Consider the following 21,582-nt stretch of genomic DNA (forward strand, 5'->3'; position numbering starts at 1 on the left):
TACGTCCGCCGCTTCGCCGTGCCGCCGTACCCCGGCCGTACCGCCGCTCCGGCGGAGCACGCCGGTCGGCGCGACACGCACCGTGCGCCTCCCGTGCGCCCTATGTCGCCGCAGAACCTTCCTTCGATAGGCTGTACCGAACCCACCCCGCCGTTTCGCCGCGGGTGACGACGTCGTCGGGGATTGCCGAACGGCCCTCAGGTGCGCGTACGTCTGACGGAAGACCCCGATCCCCAGCCCGTCCCATCCCCGCAGGTCACCCCCGCAGGTCCAGAGCAAGGAGAGTCAACGAGCGATGGCCGGTCCCGCGTTCCGCGCCGCCGCCGTACGGGTGCGCGTCCCCGCCACCAGCGCCAACCTCGGCCCGGGCTTCGACGCCTTCGGCCTCGCGCTGGGGCTCTACGACGACGTCGTCGTCCGGGTCGCCGACTCCGGGCTGCACGTCGACATCGCCGGTGAGGGCGCCGACACCCTCCCGCGCGACGAGAGCCACCTCCTCGTCCGCTCCCTGCGCACCGCCTTCGACCTGCTCGGCGGCCAGCCCCGCGGCCTGGAGGTCGTCTGCGCCAACCGCATCCCGCACGGTCGCGGCCTCGGCTCCTCGTCGGCCGCCATCTGCGCGGGCATCGTCGCCGCCCGCGCCGTGACCATAGGCGGTGACAGCCGGCTCGACGACGCCGCGCTCCTGGAGCTCGCCACCGAGATCGAGGGCCACCCCGACAACGTCGCCGCCTGCCTGCTGGGCGGCTTCACCCTGGCCTGGACCGAGGCCGGGGCCGCCCGCGCCGTCCGCATGGACCCCGCGCACGGCGTCGTCCCGGTGGTGTTCGTGCCCGCGAACCCCGTCCTCACCGAGACCGCCCGCGGACTGCTGCCCCGCACCGTCCCCCACGTGGACGCCGCCGCCAACGCCGGCCGTGCCGCACTGCTCGTCGAGGCCCTCACGCGCCGCCCCGAGCTGCTGCTCGCCGCCACCGAGGACCGGCTGCACCAGGAGTACCGCGCCCCGGCCATGCCGGAGAGCATCGCACTTGTGAACCGGCTGCGGGCGGACGGCATCCCCGCGGTCATCTCCGGCGCGGGCCCGACGGTCCTCGCGCTGGCCGAGGACGGCGCGGCGGACAAGGTCGCGCTGCTGGCGGGCGAGGGCTGGGCGGCCAACCGGCTCGCCCTCGACGCCGCCGGGGCGAGCGTGCTGCCGCTCGCACCGTAGGAAGGCGAGGCGCGACCCGTCGCGGCGGGGAACGCCGTACACACGGATTGCCGGTGTGGGAGAGGGGGAATGTTTGTTGGAGCCGGTAGTGTTAACCTCAAGTCTGCACCCGACGTCTTTGTGGCGCGGTGCTGCGTGTCCCCTTCAGGGACCACCATTCTTCCGGGAGCCTCCCCAACTGCCTGAGCAGCCTGCCTGAGCAGTTTCGAGCACGCTCCGGAACCGGTACGCGTCATCCCTCGCTCATCCCAGGAGAGGGCCGAGCAGGGGGTCTCGGGCCGGACCCACGCACGTGTATTTCTTCTGCCGCCGTATCCCGGCGGCACCACCGCCCCGGCACGGCCCCCAGATGAGGGCCGAGGCCGGACAGCACAACCGGTCGCCGAGCCAGAAGGCCGACGTCCGCTCCAGGGAAGGACCCTTCGTGAGCGACACCACCGATCTGATGGGCGTGACTGCCGACAAGACTGTCGACGCCGCCGCGCCCGCCGCAGGTGCTGCCACTGGCACCACCTCACGGCGCCGCCGCTCCGGCACCGGCCTCGAGGGCATGGTCCTGGCCGAGCTGCAGCAGGTCGCGTCCGGCCTCGGCATCAGGGGCACCGCGCGCATGCGCAAGAGCCAGCTGATCGAGGTCATCAAGGAAGCGCAGGCCGGGGGCGGCACGGCCGCGCCCAAGGGCGCCGAGTCCGGCACCGCCGAGACCAAGCCGAAGCGCCGCGCCACCTCCCGCACCCGCACGGGTGAGGAGGGCGCCGGCAAGGCCGCAGACAAGGCCGACGCCGCGCAGGCCACCGACGGCGCCGCCAAGGCGGCGAAGGTCGACAAGGCCGAGAAGGCCGTCGCCCAGCAGCAGATCGAGATCCCCGGCCAGCCGTCGCCCAAGCACTCGGGCGCGGCGGAGCAGGGCCAGGCCGTCGACGAGGCCGGGGGCGACCGCCGCCGGCGCCGTGCGACCGCCCCCGCCGGCAGCCCCACCGCCGAGGCCGAGGCCCGCGGCGAAGCGCGTGGCGAGGTCCGGACGGACGTCCGCACCGAGGCCCGCCCCGAGGGCCAGGAGGCCCGTACGGCCGAGTCCGCCGCCGACACCGCCGAGGGCGGCCGCCGTGACCGGCGCGACCGCCGCGACCGTGACCGCGGCGAGCGCGGCGAGCGGGGCGACCGGCAGCGCGACCGCCGCGACCGCGGCGGCAAGGGCGACGACCAGCAGGGCGGCGGCCAGCGCCAGCAGCGCCAGGGCGGCCAGCAGGGCCAGACCGGCCCGCAGGACGACTTCGACGACGAGGGCGGCCGCCGCGGCCGCCGGGGCCGCTACCGCGACCGCCGTGGCCGTCGCGGCCGCGAGGACTTCGCGACCGGCGAGCCGCAGGTCTCCGACGACGACGTCCTGATCCCCGTCGCGGGCATCCTCGACATCCTCGACAACTACGCGTTCATCCGGACCTCCGGCTACCTGCCCGGTCCGAACGACGTGTACGTCTCCCTCGCCCAGGTCCGCAAGAACGGCCTGCGCAAGGGCGACCACGTCACGGGTGCCGTGCGCCAGCCGAAGGAGGGCGAGCGCCGCGAGAAGTTCAACGCGCTGGTCCGCCTCGACTCGGCCAACGGCATGGCCGCCGACTCCGGCCGCGGCCGTCCCGAGTTCAACAAGCTGACGCCGCTGTACCCGCAGGACCGCCTCCGCCTGGAGACCGACCCGGGCGTGCTGACCACGCGGATCATCGACCTCGTGTCGCCGATCGGCAAGGGCCAGCGCGGCCTGATCGTGGCCCCGCCGAAGACCGGCAAGACCATGATCATGCAGGCGATCGCCAACGCGATCACCGTGAACAACCCCGAGTGCCACCTGATGGTCGTCCTGGTCGACGAGCGTCCGGAAGAGGTCACCGACATGCAGCGGTCGGTGAAGGGCGAGGTCATCTCCTCGACCTTCGACCGCCCCGCCGAGGACCACACCACCGTCGCGGAGCTCGCCATCGAGCGCGCCAAGCGCCTGGTGGAGCTGGGCCACGACGTGGTCGTCCTGCTCGACTCGATCACCCGCCTGGGCCGCGCGTACAACCTCGCGGCGCCGGCCTCCGGCCGCATCCTGTCCGGTGGTGTCGACTCGACCGCGCTCTACCCGCCGAAGCGCTTCTTCGGCGCGGCGCGCAACATCGAGGACGGCGGCTCGCTGACCATCCTGGCCACCGCGCTGGTCGACACCGGCTCGCGCATGGACGAGGTGATCTTCGAGGAGTTCAAGGGCACCGGCAACATGGAGCTCAAGCTCGACCGGAAGCTCGCCGACAAGCGCATCTTCCCGGCCGTCGACGTCGACGCGTCCGGTACGCGCAAGGAGGAGATCCTGCTCGGCAGCGAGGAGCTCGCCATCGTCTGGAAGCTGCGCCGGGTGCTGCACGCGCTCGACCAGCAGCAGGCGATCGAGCTGCTGCTGGACAAGATGAAGCAGACGAAGTCGAACGCCGAGTTCCTGCTGCAGATCCAGAAGACGACGCCGTCGTCGGGCAACAACGACTGACGCCGGCACCGCCCGGATCCCCGCAACCGCCCCCCGGTCACCTCGGTGACCGGGGGGCGGTTGCGCGTTGTACGATCAGCGCGTCGTAGTGGGGGGGAACGTATTGGCGAATACGCCCACTGAGTAGGCGGAGCCTTGCCCTGAAGCGCCGGGCGGCTCCGCACCGTCGTGTGGCCGGCCGGTATCCGCCTGCCGACGCGTTTTCGGTGACTCGGCTCCTCCCCGCACACTCGAGAGGAGTTCTGAGTGACATCTGCCCAGCGGAGGGCGCGTACCGCCCTCCCCGCGGCCGCCGCCGCGCTCGCCCTCGGCGGCGCGCTGCTCGGCGCCGCGCCCGCCCAGGCGTCCGACGTGACCCCCCGGTCGGCCAAGTCGACCGCCCGGAGCGCCGAGGGCCCGTCCGAGGCCGACCTGCTGGGTCGCGTCGAGGGCTCGATCGCCGACCTCGAGGACGGCGAGGCCGACACCGCCCCCGAGCGGAAGCAGGAGCCCGCGCAGGACGGCGGCTCCGGCGTCAAGGAGTCGTACATCATCGGTGGCAGCCAGGCCACCATCACCGAGGCCCCGTGGATGGTGCAGCTGCACTACTTCGACGACAAGGGCACGGCGACCGAGGACGACGACGAGGGCTTCTTCTGCGGCGGCTCCCTGGTCGCCCCCAACAAGGTCCTCACCGCCGCGCACTGCGTGTACGGCCTGGACTGGGCGACGAACGGCGCGGTCATCGCCGGCACCGGCGAGATGGCCACGTCCACCGCCGACGGCCTGGACCTGCACGGCGGCCGCATCACGGGCGTCGAGCGCCAGTGGATGAGCCCCACGTACGACGACGCCTCCCTGACCGGCGGCGACGTCGCCGTGCTCACCCTCTTCGAGGCGATGCCGTACAAGACGCTCCAGCTCACGCAGAGCGGCGACACGGCGTCGTACAAGGAAGGCACCTCCGCCACCGTCTACGGCTGGGGCCGCACCAGCTCCACCAGCCAGGACGGCTCGCAGACGCTGAAGAAGGCCGTCGTCCCGATGCGGTCCGACGCCTCCTGCACGTCGTACTACGGCGGCGAGTTCGTCGCGGGCCAGATGGCCTGCGCCGGCAACCCCGCCACCGGCCAGGACGCCGGCACGGTCTCCCCGTGCAACGGCGACTCCGGCGGCCCGCTCGTCGTCGGCGGCCGCGTGGCCGGCGTCGTCTCGTGGGGCGTCCAGGACTGCGTCGCGTCGGGCGCCTACAGCGTCTACACGAAGTCCAGCACGTACGTCGGCCAGGTCAACGCGCGGATCGACGACACGGACCTCGACTTCGACGGCCGCGCCGACCTCTTCGCCCGCACCAGCGGCGGCGAGGCGTGGGAGTACTACTCCCGCGGCACCACCCTGGGCGGCCGGGTCTCCCTCGGCGACTTCAGCGCCTACAACCTGGTCCGCCAGGCCGACCTCAACCGGGACGGCTACCAGGGCTACCTGTACCGCACCACGGGCGGCGTCCTGAAGGGCTTCGACTTCAACGGCGACGACGGCTACACCGAGTACACCATCGGCTCCGGCTGGGGCGCGATGAAGAACGTCCTCGTTCCCGGGGACCTCTCCGGTGACGGCCTGCCCGACCTGGTCGCGCAGGACAACAGCGGCTACCTGTGGCTCTACCCGGGCCTGGGCAACGGCCGGTTCGGCGCCCGCGTCAGCGTGGGCTCCGGCTGGGGCGTCATGACGATCACCGGCAAGGGCGACTACACCGGTGACGGCAAGGCCGACATGCTGGCCCGCGACACCTCCGGCCGCCTGTGGCTGTACCCGGGCCGCGGCACCGCGTCGGCGCCGTTCACCGCCCGCGTCCTCGCCGGCACGAGCGGCTGGAACTTCACCGCGTACGTCGGCACCGGCGACATGAGCGGCGACGGCAGGGCCGACCTGCTGGTCCGCGACTCGGCGGGCGTGCTGTGGTTCTACCCCGGCCGCGGCTCCGCGACGGCGCCGTTCGGCACCCGCGTGAAGGTCGGCTCCGGCTGGAACGCGTTCAACCTCTTCGGCTGACCGCAGTTCCGGTCACGGCCGCCCCGGCCCCCACGGGCCGCCGGAGCGGCCGTGACCGGCCCGGAGCACCCCGTGCCCGCCGTGCACCCGCACGGCGGGCACACGCGTCCCCGTACGGGGGAGGCGAGCCTGTGCAACCCTTTCCGGCCCTCCGCCGTCTGACCGGGTGCCCGTCACCCGTCAGGACGACCCTCGGGGGCCGGACGGGCCCGAGGGAGGCTGAGGAGACCATGGGCGAGCAGGACACGGACGGCCGAATACCGGAGGGCGCACGCGGGCGCGGGGGGCCCCGCGCGAGACGCGGGCTGACCGTGCTCGCGTGGTCGCTCGCGGGACTGGTGGTGCTCGGCGGGGGCGGCCTCGGACTCGCCTACGCCCAGCTCGACGGCAACATCGAGAGCGTCGACATCAACACCCAGCTCGGCGGCGACCGGCCGAAGGACGTCGACGACGGCTCCATGGACATCCTGGTCCTCGGCTCCGACTCCCGCTCCGGCGCGAACGCCGCGTACGGCCGCGACGAGGGCGCCGCCCGCTCCGACACGGCGATGATCGTCCACCTCTACGAGGGCCACGAGAAGGCGAGCGTCGTCTCCATCCCGCGCGACACGCTCGTCACCCGCCCCGAGTGCACCGCCCGCGACGGCCGGGAGCTGCCCGCCCAGTACCGCGCGATGTTCAACACCGCCTACGAGGTCGGCGGCCCCGCCTGCGCCGTGAAGACCGTCGAGCGGCTGTCCGGCATCCGCATGGACCATTACGTCGAGGTCGACTTCACCGGCTTCAAGGAGCTCATCGACGAACTCGGCGGCGTCCGCGTCACCACCACGCGGCCCATCAAGGACGGCAGCAGCCACCTCGACCTCGCCGCCGGCACCCACACCCTCGACGGCGAGCAGGCCCTCGGCCTGGTCCGCACCCGCAAGGGCGTCGGCGACCAGAGCGACCTCGGCCGCATCCAGCTGCAGCAGTCCTTCATCAAGGCCTTCATCGAGCAGGTCAAGCGCGTCGGCGTGCTCACCAGCCCGCAGAAGCTGTGGAGCATCGCCGACACCGCCACCCGCGCGATCACCCCCGACTCCGAGCTCGACTCCGTCAAGGAGCTCGCCGACTTCGCGGGCGGCCTGGCCGGTCTCGGAGCCGAGGACGTCCACATGATCACGCTCCCGGTGCGGTACGACCGGATCGACCCCAACCGCGTCGTCCCCCTCGACACACAGGCCCAGCAGGTGTGGAACGCCCTGCGCGAGGACGAGCCCGTCCCGGCCACGGCCACCGCGGACACCGCCACCGGTCAGGCGGCGGACGTCGTCCGCCAGGCCCGCCCGTAACTCCGGCAGCACCCGCGCCGCAGCTCCGCCGGGCCCGTCCCGCAGGGCGTGACCGGGGGGCGCCCGGGCACGGCCGGAGCGCCGGTGGCCGCGGGCGGGCCGGGGCGCGGGGGCGTCGGGGCCGGTGCGCCGGCCCCGGGGAATACCTGGCCCCCCACCCCGGTTTTGGGAGATACGGCCGGTCCTGGCAGACTGGTACGTCGGCCCCGGTTCACGCATCCGCATCCCGCGCCTGCGACCCGGAGCCCTCCCGAAACTAGGAGACACCTTGAAGCGCGACATCCACCCCGAGTACGTCGAGACCCAGGTCAGCTGCACCTGTGGCGCGTCGTTCACCACCCGCAGCACGATCGACGGCGGCGCCATCCGTGCCGAGGTCTGCTCCGAGTGCCACCCGTTCTACACGGGCAAGCAGAAGATCCTCGACACCGGTGGCCGCGTGGCCCGCTTCGAGGCCCGCTTCGGCAAGAAGGCTGCCGGCTCCACCAAGTAGCGAGCCACAGCGCCGGTCTCCGTCCGCCCCGCGTCCCGGGGCGGCCGGGACCGGCGCTTTGCCGTCTTCCACAGCAGCCCTTCAGCGATACCAGGAGCACCCGATGTTCGAGGCGGTCGAGGAACTGGTCGGCGAGCACGCCGACCTGGAGAAGAAGCTTGCCGACCCTTCGGTCCACGCCGACCAGGCCAACGCCCGCAAGCTCAACAAGCGCTACGCCGAGCTCACCCCGATCGTCGGCACGTACCGCTCCTGGAAGCAGACCGGCGAGGACATCGAGACCGCGCGCGAGTACGCCGCCGCCGACCCCGACTTCGTCGCCGAGGTCAAGGAGCTGGAGAAGCAGCGCGAGGAGCTGACCGAGCGGCTGCGGCTGCTGCTCGTCCCGCGCGACCCCAGCGACGACAAGGACGTCATCCTGGAGATCAAGGCGGGCGCGGGCGGCGACGAGTCCGCCCTCTTCGCCGGCGACCTGCTGCGCATGTACCTGCGGTACGCCGAGCGCGTCGGCTGGAAGACCGAGATCATCGACGCGACCGAGTCCGAGCTGGGCGGCTACAAGGACGTCCAGGTCGCCGTGAAGACCAAGGGCGGCAACGGCGCCACCGAGCCCGGCCAGGGCGTCTGGGCGCGGCTGAAGTACGAGGGCGGGGTGCACCGCGTGCAGCGCGTGCCCGCCACCGAGTCGCAGGGCCGCATCCACACCTCCGCCGCCGGCGTCCTCGTGACCCCCGAGGCCGAGGAGATCGACGTCGAGATCCACGCCAACGACCTGCGCATCGACGTCTACCGGTCCTCCGGGCCCGGCGGCCAGTCCGTCAACACCACCGACTCCGCCGTCCGCATCACGCACCTGCCGACCGGCATCGTCGCCTCCTGCCAGAACGAGAAGAGCCAGCTCCAGAACAAGGAGCAGGCCATGCGCATCCTGCGGTCCCGGCTGCTCGCCGCCGCGCAGGAGGAGGCCGAGAAGAACGCCGCCGACGCGCGCCGCAGCCAGGTGCGCACCGTCGACCGGTCCGAGAAGATCCGGACGTACAACTTCCCGGAAAACCGGATCTCGGACCACCGGGTCGGCTTCAAGGCGTACAACTTGGACCAGGTGCTCGACGGGGAGCTCGACGCGGTGATCCAGGCGTGCGTCGACGCCGACTCCGCCGCGAAGCTCGCCGCCGCCCAGTAACCCCGCACACACCCGCACACCCGCACACCCGCACACCCGCTCAGCCCGGAGGACCAGCGTGCAGCAACATTTTGGGGGGCGACCCCCAAGCCCCCGCAGTGTGCTGCTTGCCGAGGTGGCCCAGGCCACCCAGCGGCTGGCCGACGCCGGCGTGCCCTCGCCGCGCTTCGACGCCGAGGAGCTCGCCGCGTTCGTCCACGGCGTCAAGCGGGGGGAGCTCCACAACGTCAAGGACGCCGACTTCGACGCCCGCTACTGGGAGACCGTCGCCCGCCGCGAGGCCCGCGAGCCGCTCCAGCACATCACCGGGCGGGCGTTCTTCCGGTACCTGGAGCTCCAGGTCGGCCCCGGCGTCTTCGTGCCGCGCCCGGAGACCGAGTCCGTCGTCGGCTGGGCGATAGACGCCGTACGGGCGATGGACGTCGTCGAGCCGCTCATCGTCGACCTGTGCTCCGGCTCCGGCGCCATCGCGCTCGCCATGGCCCAGGAGGTGCCGCGCTCCCGCGTGCACGCCGTGGAGCTGTCGGAGGACGCCCTGGTGTGGACCCGGCGCAACGCCGAGGGCAGCAGGGTCACCGTGCACCACGGCGACGCGCTGACGGCCCTCCCGGAGCTGGACGGCCAGGTCGACCTGGTCATCTCCAACCCGCCGTACATCCCGCTCACCGAGTGGGAGTACGTGGCGCCCGAGGCCCGCGACCACGACCCCGACATGGCCCTGTTCTCCGGCGAGGACGGCCTCGACGTCATCCGCGGGATCGAGCGCACCGCGCACCGGCTGCTGCGGCCGGGCGGCCTCGTCGTCATCGAGCACGCCGACACGCAGGGCGGCCAGGTGCCGTGGATCTTCAACGAGGAGGCCGGCTGGTCGGATGCCGCCGACCACCCCGACCTCAACAACCGCCCCCGTTTCGCGACCGCCCGCAAGGCGCTGCCGTGACCGCGCGGACCGCGGGGACGGGGAGCTACGAAGTGACCATGAACAGGGAGGCCCGCTGATGGCACGGCGATACGACTGCAACGACGCGACCGACCGCACGACGGGCCTGCGCGAGGCCGCGTCCGCCGTCCGCCGCGGCGAGCTCGTCGTGCTGCCGACGGACACCGTCTACGGCATCGGCGCGGACGCCTTCAGCCCGGAGGCGGTCGCGGACCTGCTGGACGCCAAGGGCCGCGGCCGGAACATGCCCACGCCCGTCCTCATCGGCTCGCCGAACACCCTGCACGGCCTGGTCACCGACTTCTCCGAGCAGGCGTGGGAGCTCGTCGACGCGTTCTGGCCGGGCGCCCTGACGCTGGTCGCCCGGCACCAGCCGTCCCTCCAGTGGGACCTCGGTGACACGCGCGGCACGGTCGCCATCCGGATGCCGCTGCACCCGGTGGCCATCGAGCTGCTCACCGAGGTCGGCCCCATGGCCGTGTCCTCCGCCAACCTCACCGGCCACCCGGCCCCCGAGGACTGCGACGCCGCGCAGGGCATGCTCGGCGACTCCGTCTCGGTCTACCTGGACGGCGGCCCGACCCCCGGCATCGTCCCGTCCTCCATCGTCGACGTCACGCGGGACGTGCCCGTCCTGCTGCGCGCCGGAGCCCTCTCCGCGGACGAGCTGCGCAAGGTCGTGCCCGACCTCGAGGTGGCCAATTGACGGCCCCTGAGGGGCGTGGCATAGGCAGGGCGAGCACGTTCCGCATCCTCCACGTCAGCACCGGCAACGTGTGCCGCTCGCCGATCACCGAGCGGCTGACCCGGCATGCCCTGTGCGACCGCCTGGGCGACCCCCTGGGCGGCGGGCTCCTCGTGGAGAGCGCGGGCACGTGGGGGCACGAGGGCGCCCCGATGGAGGCGAACGCCGAGACGGTCCTCGCCGACTTCGGCGCCGACGCGAGCGGCTTCGTGGGCCGCGAGCTGATCGACGAGCACGTCATCCGCGCCGACCTGGTCCTCACGGCGACGCGCGACCACCGCGCCCAGGTCATCTCGATGGGCCACAGCGCGGGGCTGCGCACCTTCACCCTGAAGGAGTTCACCCGCCTCGTCCGGGCCATAGACGCCACGACCCTGCCGGACCCGGAGTCCGACGGGGTGGTCGCGCGCGCCCACGCGCTGGTCCAGGCGGCGGCCGCGCTGCGCGGCTGGCTGCTGGCCCCCAGCGCCGAGGCGGACGAGGTGAACGACCCGTACGGCGCGCCGATCACGTTCTTCCGCTCGGTCGGCGACGAGATCAACCAGGCGCTGGACCCGGTGGTCACCGCGCTGACGGGCGTCCCGGCGCGTCGCTGAGGCGCACGCCGTCCACGGGCGGGGAGGGGCGGCCGGGCCTACAGTGGAGGGAACACGGGGCCCGTCCGCGCCTGGAGCGCCGTAAGCGCCTGGAGCCACTGATGCCGCTCACCGCCGGAGCCGACGACGCGCTGCGGGACGCCCCGGTGCCGGACGCCGAGGCGCTGCGGCGGCAGGATCCGCAGATCGCCGACGTCCTGGACGGGGAGGCCCGCCGGCAGGGCGACTGCCTCCAGCTGATCGCCGCGGAGAACTTCACCTCGCCCGCCGTGCTCGCCGCCCTGGGCTCGCGGCTCGCCAACAAGTACGCCGAGGGCTACCCGGGCAGGCGCTATCACGGCGGCTGCGAGTACGCCGACGCCGCCGAGCGGATCGCCGTCGAGCGGGCCAGGGCGCTGTTCGGCGCCGACCACGCCAACGTGCAGCCGCACTCGGGCTCCTCCGCCGTCCTCGCGGCGTACGCGGCCCTCCTGCGCCCCGGCGACACCGTCCTCGCCATGGGGCTCGGCCACGGCGGCCACCTGACGCACGGGTCGCCGACGAACTTCTCCGGCCGCTGGTTCGACTTCGTCCCGTACGGCGTCCACGCGGAGAGCGGGCTCGTCGACCTCGACGAGGTGCGCGCCCTGGCCCGCCGCCACCGGCCCCGGGCCGTCGTGTGCGGCTCGACCTCCTACCCCCGCCACCTCGACCACGCCGCGTTCCGTGCCATCGCCGACGAGGTCGGCGCGGCGCTCATCGTGGACGCCTCCCACCCGATGGGGCTGGTCGCGGGGGGAGCGGCGCCGAACCCCGTCCCGTACGCCGACGTCGTCTGCGCCACCACGCACAAGGTGCTGCGGGGCCCGCGCGGCGGCATGCTGCTGTGCGGGGCGGAGCTCGCCGAGCGGATCGACCGGGCGGTGTTCCCGTTCACGCAGGGCGGCGCGCAGATGCACACCATCGCCGCCAAGGCGGTCGCCTTCGGGGAGGCGGCCACCCCGGCCTTCGCCGCGTACGCGCACCAGGTGGTGGCCAACGCCCGTGTGCTGGCGGGGGAGTTGGCCCTGCGCGGGCTGCCGGTCACCACCGGGGGGACGGACACGCACCTGGTGACCGCCGACCCGGGGCCGCTCGGCGTCGACGGCCGTACCGCGCGCACCCGGCTCGCGGTGGCCGGGATCGTCCTGGACACGTGCGCGCTGCCGTACGGCGCGGGCCGCGGCCTGCGCCTGGGCACGGCCGCGGTGACGACGCAGGGGATGGGCGCCGCCGAGATGGAGACGGTCGCCGCGCTCTTCGCCGAGGCCCTCGGCTCGGACGCCGCCGCCCGTGCCGTACGTCCCCGGACGCGTGAACTCGCCGGGCGTTTTCCACCGTATCGGGGGTAGACGCGGGCTCCGGGAACCGTGCGCGGCCCCCACGTGTCCTCCAGCACGTGGGCGGCGCGACTAGGGTGTGGGGCTGAGATGGCCAGCGATTCCTGTGGGGCAGCCCGTGCGTGATTACCTGCTGACGCTCTGCATCACGGCCGCGGTGACCTACCTCCTCACCGGTCCGGTGCGGAAGTTCGCCATCGCGGCCGGTGCGATGCCGGAGATCCGCGCCCGTGACGTGCACCGCGAGCCGACGCCGAGACTCGGCGGCATCGCCATGTTCTTCGGGCTGTGCGCCGGCCTGCTGGTCGCGGACCACCTGGACCGGCTGAACAGCGTCTTCGCGCTCTCCAACGAGCCGCGCGCCCTGCTCTCCGGCGCGGCGCTGATCTGGCTGATCGGCGTCCTCGACGACAAGTTCGAGATCGACGCGCTGATCAAGCTGGGCGGGCAGATGATCGCCGCCGGCGTGATGGTCATGCAGGGCCTGACGATCCTGTGGCTGCCCATCCCGGGCATCGGCACGGTCGGACTCACGCAGTGGCAGGGCACGCTCCTCACGGTCGCCCTGGTCGTGCTCACCATCAACGCCGTGAACTTCGTCGACGGCCTCGACGGCCTCGCCGCCGGCATGGTGTGCATCGCCTCCGCGGCGTTCTTCCTCTACGCGTACCGGATCTGGTTCGGCTACGGCATCGAGGCCGCCGCCCCGGCGACGCTCTTCGCGGCGGTGCTGATGGGCATGTGCCTGGGCTTCCTGCCGCACAACATGCACCCGGCCCGCATCTTCATGGGCGACTCCGGCTCGATGCTGATCGGCCTGGTGCTGGCCGCGTCGGCGATCTCCATCACGGGGCAGGTCGACCCGGACGCGCTGAAGATCTTCGAGGGTTCGACCCGGCAGGCGACCCACGCGGCGCTGCCGGTCTTCATCCCGCTGCTGCTGCCGCTGACGATCATCGCGATCCCGATGGCCGACCTGGTCCTGGCGATCGTGCGGCGCACGTGGAACGGCCAGTCGCCGTTCGCCGCCGACCGCGGCCACCTGCACCACCGGCTGCTGGAGATCGGCCACTCCCACAGCCGCGCCGTCTTCATCATGTACTTCTGGTCCGCCCTGATCGCCTTCGGCGCCCTGACGTACTCGGTGCACTCCGCGTCCATGTGGATCATGCTGCCGATCGTGACGCTGAGCGCCGTGGGCCTGGTGCTGCTGCTCCTGCCGCGGTTCAGGCCGCGGGCGCCGCGCTGGGCGGAGTCCTTCGTCCCGCCGCGGTACCGGCGCCGCAAGACCGCCCCGCACTCCGACCCGGACCCGGCGTCCGCCGCGGCCGAGGGCGTCGGGAGCGCCGGCGGCGCTGACGGATCCGGGGACGGGGGTCCGGGGGAGCCCGTGCGCGTCCCGGCCGGTGTCAACGGCGCGACCGCCATCGGTGCCCGGTCGCACCTCCTCGAACGGCGGAAGGCTGGAACGCCGGGTTGACGAAACGCCCAGCGGGGGGCAATAGCAGACAGACTGCCGCCTTGTCGTGCACACACGCGCAGTGTCACCCTCATGTGTGAGAGTCAGCACACGATCGGGTAAAGACCTCGCCAAATAGTTTGTGATACCGTTCACGAGACCCGGCGACAGAGCCGAAGGGCCGTAGTGCGACGGCCCAGTGGCACCGAGATCAGACTCGGACCGGGCCTACGCTCGTCCATGACGACACCACTGCCCCCACCGTGAAGCGGAGATGCCGCCATGCCGTCCAACGACGCACGCACCCTCCTGCACACCGCCGTGCCCACGCTCGCCACCGGTGCCGTCGGCGCCGTGGTCAGCGGTGTGGTGGCCGGCGGCAAGGGGGTCATCGGCGCGGTCCTCGGCGCGGTCCTGGTCGTGCTCTTCATGGGGCTCGGCATGGTGGTCCTGCAGCGCACCGCGAAGTCCCTGCCGCACCTGTTCCAGGCCATGGGCCTGATGCTCTACACGGCGCAGCTGCTGCTGCTCTTCGTCGTCATGTCGCTGCTGAAGGACACCACGCTGTTCGACTTCGAAGCCTTCGGTCTCACGCTGCTCGCAGCCACGATCGTCTGGGTCGCCGCGCAGGCGCGTCACTACATGAAGGCGAAGATCCTCTACGTCGACCCCGCGTCGGGCGACACCGCCGGAACCGCGAAGCCCGGGTCCGCGGCGTGAGAGGTAGGGCCGGGATAAAGGGCCGTTCGCGATGCTGCTATCGTCCGATGCCACATGCGGCACTGCGGGCGCGGCCATCCGAGCTGACGCCTGTCCCAGCGCGACGCTCGACGCCTAGCCGCCGCCCCCTTATCCGTAAGACCAGTCCAGTGCCGAACCGCGGCTGCGTGCCGCGCCGACACAACGAGGTTGCCGTACCTATGCGCCACGCTGAAGGAGCCCGCGGTGAGTGCTGACCAGACGCTTGCCTTCGACCCCGATTGCCACATCTTCACCGGATGTGGTTTCCCGGCGCCGGGCCTCCACACCTTCCTGTACGAGCCCATCGCCACGGTCGGCAGCTTCGAGTTCACCAAGCCGATGCTGCTCGCCCTGCTGAGCTCCATCGTCGTCGTCGGCTTCTTCTGGGCCGCCTTCGCCAAGCCGAAGCTCGTGCCGGGCAAGATGCAGATGATCGGTGAGGCCGGGTACGACTTCGTGCGCCGCGGCATCGTCTACGAGATCATCGGCAAGAAGGACGGCGAGAAGTACGTCCCGCTGATGGTGTCGCTGTTCTTCTTCGTGTGGATCATGAACCTCTGGTCCATCATCCCGCTCGCGCAGTTCCCGGTCACCTCGCTGATCGCGTTCCCGGCCGGTCTCGCCCTGATGGTGTACGTGCTGTGGGTGGGCCTCACCTTCAAGAAGCACGGCTTCGTCGGCGGCTGGAAGAACATCCTCGGCTACGACAAGTCCCTCGGCGCGATCCTGCCGCTGATCATGCTGCTCGAGTTCTTCTCGAACCTGATCATCCGGCCCTTCACCCACGCGGTGCGACTGTTCGCGAACATGTTCGCCGGCCACCTGCTGATCGTCATGTTCTCCCTGGCCACCTGGTACCTGATGAACGGCCTGGGCTTCGCCTACGCCGGCGCCTCGTTCGTCATGGTCATCATCATGACGGCCTTCGAGCTCTTCATCCAGGCCGTTCAGGCGTACGTCTTCGTGCTTCTGGCCAGCAGCTACGTCCAGGGCGCGCTCTCCGAGCACCACTGAGCGAGCCTCGGCCCAGCTCACCCCCTCACCCACAGACGTCCGGTGGCCAACCCCCACCGGGTCCTTGAAAGAGAAGGAAGAACCGGCATGTCCGCTCTCGAGACTCTCGCCGCTGTCAACGGAAACGTCGCCTCCATCGGCTACGGCCTGGCCGCGATCGGCCCCGGCGTCGGCGTCGGCATCATCTTCGGTAACGGCACCCAGGCCCTCGCCCGCCAGCCCGAGGCGGCCGGTCTGATCCGTACCAACCAGATCATGGGTTTCGCCTTCTGTGAGGCGCTCGCCCTCATCGGCATCGTCATGGGCTTCGTCTACAAGTAAGCCGGACCGAACGCCCAGACCCCTTTCACGGAAGGCACTGATGTGAACGCTCTGTTCCTTGCAGCAGCGGAGGAGCCTCAGAACCCTCTTCTGCCGCATCTCGACGAGCTCGTCATCGGCCTGATCGCCTTCGCCATCGTCTTCGGCTTCCTCGCCAAGAAGCTCCTCCCGAACATCAACAAGGTTCTGGACGAGCGCCGCGAGGCGATCGAGGGCGGGATCGAGAAGGCCGAGTCGGCCCAGATCGAGGCCCAGAGTGTGCTTGAGCAGTACAAGGCTCAGCTCGCCGAGGCCCGTCACGAGGCCGCGCGTCTGCGCCAGGAGGCACAGGAGCAGGGCGCCGCGATCATCGCCGAGATGAAGGCGGAAGGCCAGCGCCAGCGCGAGGAGATCGTCGCCACCGGCCACGCGCAGATCGAGGCCGACCGCAAGGCGGCGGCTTCCGCCCTGCGCCAGGACGTCGGCAAGCTCGCGACCGACCTGGCCGGCAAGCTGGTCGGCGAGTCCCTCGAGGACGTCGCCCGCCAGAGCCGCACCATCGACCGCTTCCTCGACGAGCTCGAGGAGAAGGCCGAGGCAGCCCGATGACGTCGCCGCACGGAGCGAGCCGCGAGGCGCTGGCTGCCGCGCGTGAGCGTCTCGACGCGCTGACCGACAGCACGTCGGTCGACGCGACGCGGCTCGCCGACGAGCTGGCCGCCGTCACCGCGCTGCTCGACCGCGAGGTGTCGCTGCGTCGGGTCCTGACCGACCCGGCGCAGTCCGGCGAGGCCAAGGCCGACCTGGCGACCCGACTGCTCGGCGGTCAGGTGGGCGGCGAGGTCACCGACCTGGTGGCCGGCATGGTCCGCTCCCGCTGGTCCCAGTCGCGCGACCTGGTCGACGCGGTCGAGGAGCTGGCGAACACGGCGGACCTCATCGCCGCGCAGAAGGCCGGTGCCCTCGACGGCGTCGAGGACGAGCTGTTCCGGTTCGGCCGCATCACCGCGGCCAGCCCGGCGCTGCGCTCGGCCCTCACCGACCGGAGCGCCACGGCCACCGCGAAGGGCGAGCTGCTGGCCCGCCTCCTCGGCGGCCGGGCCAGCGCGACGACCGAGCGCCTGGTCGTCCGCCTGGTCACGCTGCCGCGGGGACGTAGCCTGGAGGGGGGACTCGAGTCCCTGTCCAAGCTCGCCGCGGCGCGGCGGGACCGGATGGTCGCGGTCGTCACCTCGGCGGTACCGCTCACCGACCAGCAGAAGCAGCGCCTCGGCGCCGCGCTGGCGCAGCTGTACGGCCGGCAGATGCACCTGAACCTCGACGTGGACCCCACGGTCCTCGGCGGGATCTCGGTGCGGATCGGTGACGAGCTCATCAACGGCACGGTCGCCACCCGCCTCGACGAGGCGTCGCGGCGGCTGGCCGGCTGACCGACCGACCAGGTCACCACAGAGAAGAAGCGTTACCTACGGCCCGGTTGGGCCGTGCACAGGATGCAGAAGTTCTGGGGGGAGCCCCCAGATCCCCCAAAAGACTTCGGGCCCAACAAGGAGAGCAGGGAACCCAGATGGCGGAGCTCACGATCCGGCCGGAGGAGATCCGGGACGCGCTGGAGAACTTTGTCCAGTCGTACAAGCCGGACGCGGCCTCGCGCGAGGAGGTCGGTACGGTCAGCGTTGCCGGCGACGGCATCGCGAAGGTGGAGGGCCTGCCCTCGACCATGGCCAACGAACTGCTGAAGTTCGAGGACGGCACCCTCGGCCTCGCCCTCAACCTCGAGGAGCGCGAGATCGGTGCCATTGTCCTCGGCGAGTTCAGCGGCATCGAGGAGGGCCAGTCGGTCCAGCGCACGGGCGAGGTCCTGTCCGTCGCCGTCGGCGAGGGCTACCTGGGTCGCGTCGTCGACCCGCTCGGCAACCCGATCGACGGCCTCGGCGAGATCGAGACGTCCGGCCGCCGCGCCCTCGAGCTGCAGGCCCCCACGGTCATGCAGCGCAAGTCGGTGCACGAGCCGATGGAGACCGGGTACAAGGCCGTCGACGCCATGACCCCGATCGGCCGTGGTCAGCGTCAGCTGATCATCGGCGACCGCCAGACGGGCAAGACCGCCCTGGCCGTCGACACGATCATCAACCAGCGTGACAACTGGCGCACGGGCGACCCGAAGAAGCAGGTCCGCTGCATCTACGTCGCCATCGGCCAGAAGGGCTCCACCATCGCGTCCGTCCGCGGCGCGCTGGAGGAGGCCGGTGCCCTGGAGTACACGACCATCGTCGCCGCCCCGGCGTCCGACCCGGCCGGCTTCAAGTACCTGGCGCCCTACACCGGCTCCGCCATCGGTCAGCAGTGGATGTACGAGGGCAAGCACGTCCTCATCATCTTCGACGACCTGTCGAAGCAGGCCGACGCCTACCGCGCCGTGTCGCTGCTGCTGCGCCGCCCGCCGGGCCGCGAGGCCTACCCGGGTGACGTCTTCTACCTGCACTCCCGCCTGCTGGAGCGCTGCGCCAAGCTCTCCGACGAGATGGGTGCCGGTTCGATGACCGGTCTGCCGATCGTCGAGACCAAGGCCAACGACGTCTCGGCGTTCATCCCGACCAACGTCATCTCCATCACCGACGGCCAGTGCTTCCTGGAGTCCGACCTGTTCAACGCCGGTCAGCGCCCGGCCCTGAACGTCGGTATCTCCGTGTCGCGTGTCGGTGGCTCCGCCCAGCACAAGGCCATGAAGCAGGTCTCCGGGCGCCTCCGCGTCGACCTGGCCCAGTTCCGCGAGCTGGAGGCGTTCGCCGCCTTCGGTTCGGACCTGGACGCCGCGTCGAAGTCGGCCCTGGAGCGCGGCAAGCGCATGGTCGAGCTGCTGAAGCAGCCGCAGTACCAGCCGATGTCGACCGAGAACCAGGTCGTCTCCGTCTGGGCCGGCACCACCGGCAAGATGGACGACGTCCCGGTCCAGGACATCCGCCGCTTCGAGACGGAGCTGCTGGACTTCCTGCACCGCGAGCACAAGTCGCTCATGACGTCGATCCGCGAGGGCGGGAAGATGTCCGACGACACGCTCGACAAGGTCGCGGAGTGCATCACCGACTTCAAGAAGCAGTTCGAGACCTTCGACGGCAAGCTGCTCGGCGAGGACGCCCCGGCCGCCGTCAACGTTTCCAAGTGACGACGGAAGGGACCTGATCCATGGGAGCGCAGCTCCGGGTCTACAAGCGTCGCATCCGGTCCGTCACCGCGACGAAGAAGATCACCAAGGCGATGGAGATGATCGCCGCCTCGCGCATCGTCAAGGCGCAGCGCAAGGTGGCGGCCTCCACGCCGTACGCGACCGAGCTCACCCGCGCGGTCACGGCGGTGGCGACCGGGTCGAACACCAACCACCCCCTCACCACGGAGGCGGACACCCCGACCCGTGCCGCGGTCCTGCTCATCACGAGCGACCGCGGTCTGGCCGGCGGCTACTCCTCCAACGCCATCAAGCAGGCCGACCGGCTCACCGAGCGGCTGCGCGGCGAGGGCAAGGAGGTCGACGCCTACATCGTCGGCCGCAAGGGTGTCGCCTACTACGGCTTCCGTGAGCGCAAGGTCGCGGAATCCTGGACCGGCTTCTCCGACAACCCCACCTACGCGGACGCCAAGTCGGTGGCCGCCCCGCTCATCGCGGCGGTCCAGCAGGACACCGCGCAGGGCGGTGTCGACGAGCTGCACATCGTCTTCACGGAGTTCGTGTCGATGATGACGCAGACGCCGGTGGACAACCGGATGCTGCCGCTCAGCCTCGAGAAGGCCGCGGAGGAGACCGGGGGCAAGGGCGAGATCCTTCCCCTGTTCGACTTCGAGCCGTCGGCGGAGGACGTCCTCGACGCCCTGCTGCCGCGCTACGTCGAGAGCCGGGTCTACAACGCCCTGCTGCAGGCCGCCGCTTCCGAGCACGCGGCCCGCCGCCGGGCGATGAAGTCGGCCACCGACAACGCGGGAGACCTGATCAACTCGCTCTCGCGCCTTGCCAACGCGGCCCGCCAGGCCGAAATCACCCAGGAAATCAGCGAGATCGTCGGTGGCGCCAGCGCCCTGGCCGACGCGACCGCGGGGAGTGACAAGTAATGACGACCACTGTTGAGACGGCCGCCGCCACGGGCCGCGTCGCCCGGGTCATCGGCCCGGTCGTCGACGTGGAGTTCCCCGTCGACGCGATGCCGGAGATCTACAACGCGCTGCACGTCGAGGTGGCCGACCCGGCCCAGGACGGCGCGAAGAAGACGCTGACCCTGGAGGTCGCCCAGCACCTGGGTGACGGCCTGGTCCGTACCATCTCGATGCAGCCGACCGACGGCCTGGTCCGCCAGGCCGCGGTCACCGACACGGGCGCGGGCATCTCCGTGCCGGTCGGCGACTTCACCAAGGGCAAGGTGTTCAACACCCTCGGCGAGGTGCTGAACCACCCCGAGGAGAACGCCAACGTCGGTGAGCGCTGGCCGATCCACCGCAAGGCCCCGGCCTTCGACCAGCTCGAGTCGAAGACCGAGATGTTCGAGACCGGCCTGAAGGTCGTCGACCTTCTCACCCCGTACGTCAAGGGTGGAAAGATCGGTCTGTTCGGTGGCGCCGGCGTCGGCAAGACCGTGCTGATCCAGGAAATGATCATGCGTGTCGCCAACCTCCACGAGGGCGTCTCCGTCTTCGCGGGCGTCGGTGAGCGCACCCGTGAGGGCAACGACCTCATCGCGGAGATGGAGGAGTCCGGCGTCCTGGACAAGACCGCCCTGGTCTTCGGCCAGATGGACGAGCCCCCGGGCACCCGTCTGCGCGTCGCCCTGGCCGGTCTGACCATGGCGGAGTACTTCCGCGATGTGCAGAAGCAGGACGTGCTCTTCTTCATCGACAACATCTTCCGGTTCACCCAGGCCGGTTCCGAGGTGTCCACCCTGCTCGGCCGCATGCCGTCCGCGGTGGGTTACCAGCCGAACCTGGCCGACGAGATGGGTCTCCTCCAGGAGCGCATCACGTCGACCCGCGGTCACTCGATCACCTCGATGCAGGCGATCTACGTCCCCGCCGACGACCTGACCGACCCGGCGCCGGCCACCACCTTCGCCCACCTCGACGCGACGACGGTTCTCTCCCGTCCGATCTCCGAGAAGGGCATCTACCCGGCCGTGGACCCGCTGGACTCCACGTCCCGGATCCTGGACCCGCGCTACATCGCGCAGGAGCACTACGACGCCGCCATGCGCGTCAAGGGCATCCTGCAGAAGTACAAGGACCTCCAGGACATCATCGCGATCCTCGGTATCGACGAGCTGGGCGAGGAGGACAAGCTGGTCGTCCACCGTGCCCGTCGCGTCGAGCGCTTCCTGTCCCAGAACACCCACGCGGCGAAGCAGTTCACCGGCGTGGACGGTTCGGACGTGCCGCTCGACGAGTCGATCGCCGCGTTCAACGCGATCTGCGACGGTGAGTACGACCACTTCCCCGAGCAGGCCTTCTTCATGTGCGGTGGCCTCGAGGACCTCAAGAAGAACGCCAAGGAACTCGGCGTCTCCTGACCCTCGTGGCCGTGGGAGGGGGCGGGCGCGTCCCGCCCCCTTCCGCTGCACAGCCCCGGGGGGAGACCCCCGGACACCCCCGGCCGTCCCCGGCCGGGCGCGGGTCCCCGG

19 protein-coding genes are annotated in these 21,582 nt (G+C 71.4%); all 19 read left to right on the forward strand.

Translation table 11 applies throughout. From position 1 onward, the window contains the following. Positions 1 to 295: 295 nt before the first annotated feature. The 19 genes from thrB to atpD all read left to right on the forward strand — a co-directional run bounded on the left by thrB (position 296) and on the right by atpD (position 21,471). Positions 296 to 1,213 carry a homoserine kinase gene (gene thrB, locus ACF053_RS13235; protein WP_058943712.1) on the forward strand — a complete coding sequence of 306 codons (918 nt, stop codon included), beginning with the start codon at positions 296 to 298 and terminating at the stop codon, positions 1,211 to 1,213. A 424-nt stretch (positions 1,214 to 1,637) separates the two neighbouring features. Continuing rightward, a complete protein-coding gene (gene rho / locus ACF053_RS13240; RefSeq protein ID WP_391953961.1) occupies positions 1,638 to 3,734 on the forward strand; it encodes a transcription termination factor Rho in 2,097 nt (698 codons plus the stop codon). Positions 3,735 to 3,980: 246 nt separating this feature from the next. Then, on the forward strand, positions 3,981 to 5,765 hold the full coding sequence (locus ACF053_RS13245) for a trypsin-like serine protease (protein ID WP_391953962.1): 1,785 nt from the start codon (positions 3,981 to 3,983) through the stop codon (positions 5,763 to 5,765). 230 nt (positions 5,766 to 5,995) lie between these two features. Then, positions 5,996 to 7,096: an LCP family protein gene (locus ACF053_RS13250; protein ID WP_391953963.1), complete on the forward strand. Its 1,101-nt coding sequence runs from the start codon at positions 5,996 to 5,998 to the stop codon at positions 7,094 to 7,096. Positions 7,097 to 7,364: 268 nt separating this feature from the next. Continuing rightward, positions 7,365 to 7,589, forward strand: a complete 225-nt coding sequence (gene rpmE, locus ACF053_RS13255) for a 50S ribosomal protein L31 (RefSeq protein ID WP_058943714.1) — start codon at positions 7,365 to 7,367, stop codon at positions 7,587 to 7,589. 103 nt (positions 7,590 to 7,692) lie between these two features. Next, positions 7,693 to 8,772, forward strand: coding sequence for a peptide chain release factor 1 (gene prfA, locus ACF053_RS13260; RefSeq protein ID WP_391953964.1), 1,080 nt, complete (start codon positions 7,693 to 7,695; stop codon positions 8,770 to 8,772). A gap of 58 nt (positions 8,773 to 8,830) precedes the next feature. Continuing rightward, positions 8,831 to 9,712 (forward strand): peptide chain release factor N(5)-glutamine methyltransferase, encoded by an 882-nt coding sequence (gene prmC, locus ACF053_RS13265; RefSeq protein WP_198549412.1) that lies wholly within the window; start codon positions 8,831 to 8,833, stop codon positions 9,710 to 9,712. Positions 9,713 to 9,770: 58 nt separating this feature from the next. Further along, the gene (locus ACF053_RS13270; RefSeq protein WP_058943717.1) at positions 9,771 to 10,418 is read left to right on the forward strand and encodes an L-threonylcarbamoyladenylate synthase; all 648 of its coding nucleotides are present in this window, start codon (positions 9,771 to 9,773) and stop codon (positions 10,416 to 10,418) included. Further along, positions 10,415 to 11,053: an arsenate reductase/protein-tyrosine-phosphatase family protein gene (locus ACF053_RS13275; RefSeq protein WP_391953965.1), complete on the forward strand. Its 639-nt coding sequence runs from the start codon at positions 10,415 to 10,417 to the stop codon at positions 11,051 to 11,053. The genes ACF053_RS13270 and ACF053_RS13275 overlap by 4 nt, the downstream gene beginning before the upstream one ends. A 101-nt stretch (positions 11,054 to 11,154) precedes the next feature. Beyond that, positions 11,155 to 12,423, forward strand: coding sequence for a serine hydroxymethyltransferase (locus ACF053_RS13280; RefSeq protein WP_391953966.1), 1,269 nt, complete (start codon positions 11,155 to 11,157; stop codon positions 12,421 to 12,423). 106 nt (positions 12,424 to 12,529) lie between these two features. Next, positions 12,530 to 13,891, forward strand: coding sequence for an MraY family glycosyltransferase (locus tag ACF053_RS13285; protein ID WP_391953967.1), 1,362 nt, complete (start codon positions 12,530 to 12,532; stop codon positions 13,889 to 13,891). Positions 13,892 to 14,152: 261 nt separating this feature from the next. After that, on the forward strand, positions 14,153 to 14,590 hold the full coding sequence (locus ACF053_RS13290) for a hypothetical protein (protein WP_391953968.1): 438 nt from the start codon (positions 14,153 to 14,155) through the stop codon (positions 14,588 to 14,590). Between the two features lie 225 nt (positions 14,591 to 14,815). Continuing rightward, a complete protein-coding gene (atpB, locus tag ACF053_RS13295; protein WP_391953969.1) occupies positions 14,816 to 15,625 on the forward strand; it encodes a F0F1 ATP synthase subunit A in 810 nt (269 codons plus the stop codon). Positions 15,626 to 15,712: 87 nt separating this feature from the next. Next, positions 15,713 to 15,946 (forward strand): ATP synthase F0 subunit C, encoded by a 234-nt coding sequence (atpE, locus tag ACF053_RS13300; RefSeq protein WP_010474382.1) that lies wholly within the window; start codon positions 15,713 to 15,715, stop codon positions 15,944 to 15,946. A 42-nt stretch (positions 15,947 to 15,988) separates the two neighbouring features. Further along, positions 15,989 to 16,534 carry a F0F1 ATP synthase subunit B gene (locus ACF053_RS13305; RefSeq protein ID WP_391953970.1) on the forward strand — a complete coding sequence of 182 codons (546 nt, stop codon included), beginning with the start codon at positions 15,989 to 15,991 and terminating at the stop codon, positions 16,532 to 16,534. Then, on the forward strand, positions 16,531 to 17,355 hold the full coding sequence (locus ACF053_RS13310; RefSeq protein WP_391953971.1) for a F0F1 ATP synthase subunit delta: 825 nt from the start codon (positions 16,531 to 16,533) through the stop codon (positions 17,353 to 17,355). The genes ACF053_RS13305 and ACF053_RS13310 overlap by 4 nt, the downstream gene beginning before the upstream one ends. A 137-nt stretch (positions 17,356 to 17,492) precedes the next feature. Beyond that, on the forward strand, positions 17,493 to 19,091 hold the full coding sequence (atpA, locus tag ACF053_RS13315) for a F0F1 ATP synthase subunit alpha (RefSeq protein WP_058943725.1): 1,599 nt from the start codon (positions 17,493 to 17,495) through the stop codon (positions 19,089 to 19,091). Positions 19,092 to 19,111: 20 nt separating this feature from the next. Next, positions 19,112 to 20,029, forward strand: a complete 918-nt coding sequence (locus tag ACF053_RS13320; RefSeq protein WP_391953972.1) for a F0F1 ATP synthase subunit gamma — start codon at positions 19,112 to 19,114, stop codon at positions 20,027 to 20,029. Continuing rightward, entirely contained in the window at positions 20,029 to 21,471 is a 1,443-nt protein-coding gene (gene atpD, locus ACF053_RS13325; protein ID WP_058943727.1) for a F0F1 ATP synthase subunit beta, read from the forward strand. Before ACF053_RS13320 ends, atpD begins: the two co-directional genes overlap by 1 nt. Positions 21,472 to 21,582 lie beyond the last annotated feature (111 nt).

It is taken from the genome of Streptomyces kanasensis, from assembly GCF_043077165.1.
Taxonomy (GTDB): domain Bacteria; phylum Actinomycetota; class Actinomycetes; order Streptomycetales; family Streptomycetaceae; genus Streptomyces; species Streptomyces changanensis.

Excerpts from the sequence above, each read along its gene's own strand:
- thrB (WP_058943712.1), top strand. The coding sequence starts at position 296 with ATGGCCGGTCCCGCGTTCCGCGCCGCCGCCGTACGGGTGCGCGTCCCC.
- ACF053_RS13250 (WP_391953963.1), top strand. The coding sequence starts at position 5,996 with ATGGGCGAGCAGGACACGGACGGCCGAATACCGGAGGGCGCACGCGGG.
- prfA (WP_391953964.1), top strand. The coding sequence starts at position 7,693 with ATGTTCGAGGCGGTCGAGGAACTGGTCGGCGAGCACGCCGACCTGGAG.
- ACF053_RS13270 (WP_058943717.1), top strand. The coding sequence starts at position 9,771 with ATGGCACGGCGATACGACTGCAACGACGCGACCGACCGCACGACGGGC.
- ACF053_RS13280 (WP_391953966.1), top strand. The coding sequence starts at position 11,155 with ATGCCGCTCACCGCCGGAGCCGACGACGCGCTGCGGGACGCCCCGGTG.
- ACF053_RS13290 (WP_391953968.1), top strand. The coding sequence starts at position 14,153 with ATGCCGTCCAACGACGCACGCACCCTCCTGCACACCGCCGTGCCCACG.
- atpE (WP_010474382.1), top strand. The coding sequence starts at position 15,713 with ATGTCCGCTCTCGAGACTCTCGCCGCTGTCAACGGAAACGTCGCCTCC.
- ACF053_RS13310 (WP_391953971.1), top strand. The coding sequence starts at position 16,531 with ATGACGTCGCCGCACGGAGCGAGCCGCGAGGCGCTGGCTGCCGCGCGT.
- atpA (WP_058943725.1), top strand. The coding sequence starts at position 17,493 with ATGGCGGAGCTCACGATCCGGCCGGAGGAGATCCGGGACGCGCTGGAG.
- ACF053_RS13320 (WP_391953972.1), top strand. The coding sequence starts at position 19,112 with ATGGGAGCGCAGCTCCGGGTCTACAAGCGTCGCATCCGGTCCGTCACC.
- atpD (WP_058943727.1), top strand. The coding sequence starts at position 20,029 with ATGACGACCACTGTTGAGACGGCCGCCGCCACGGGCCGCGTCGCCCGG.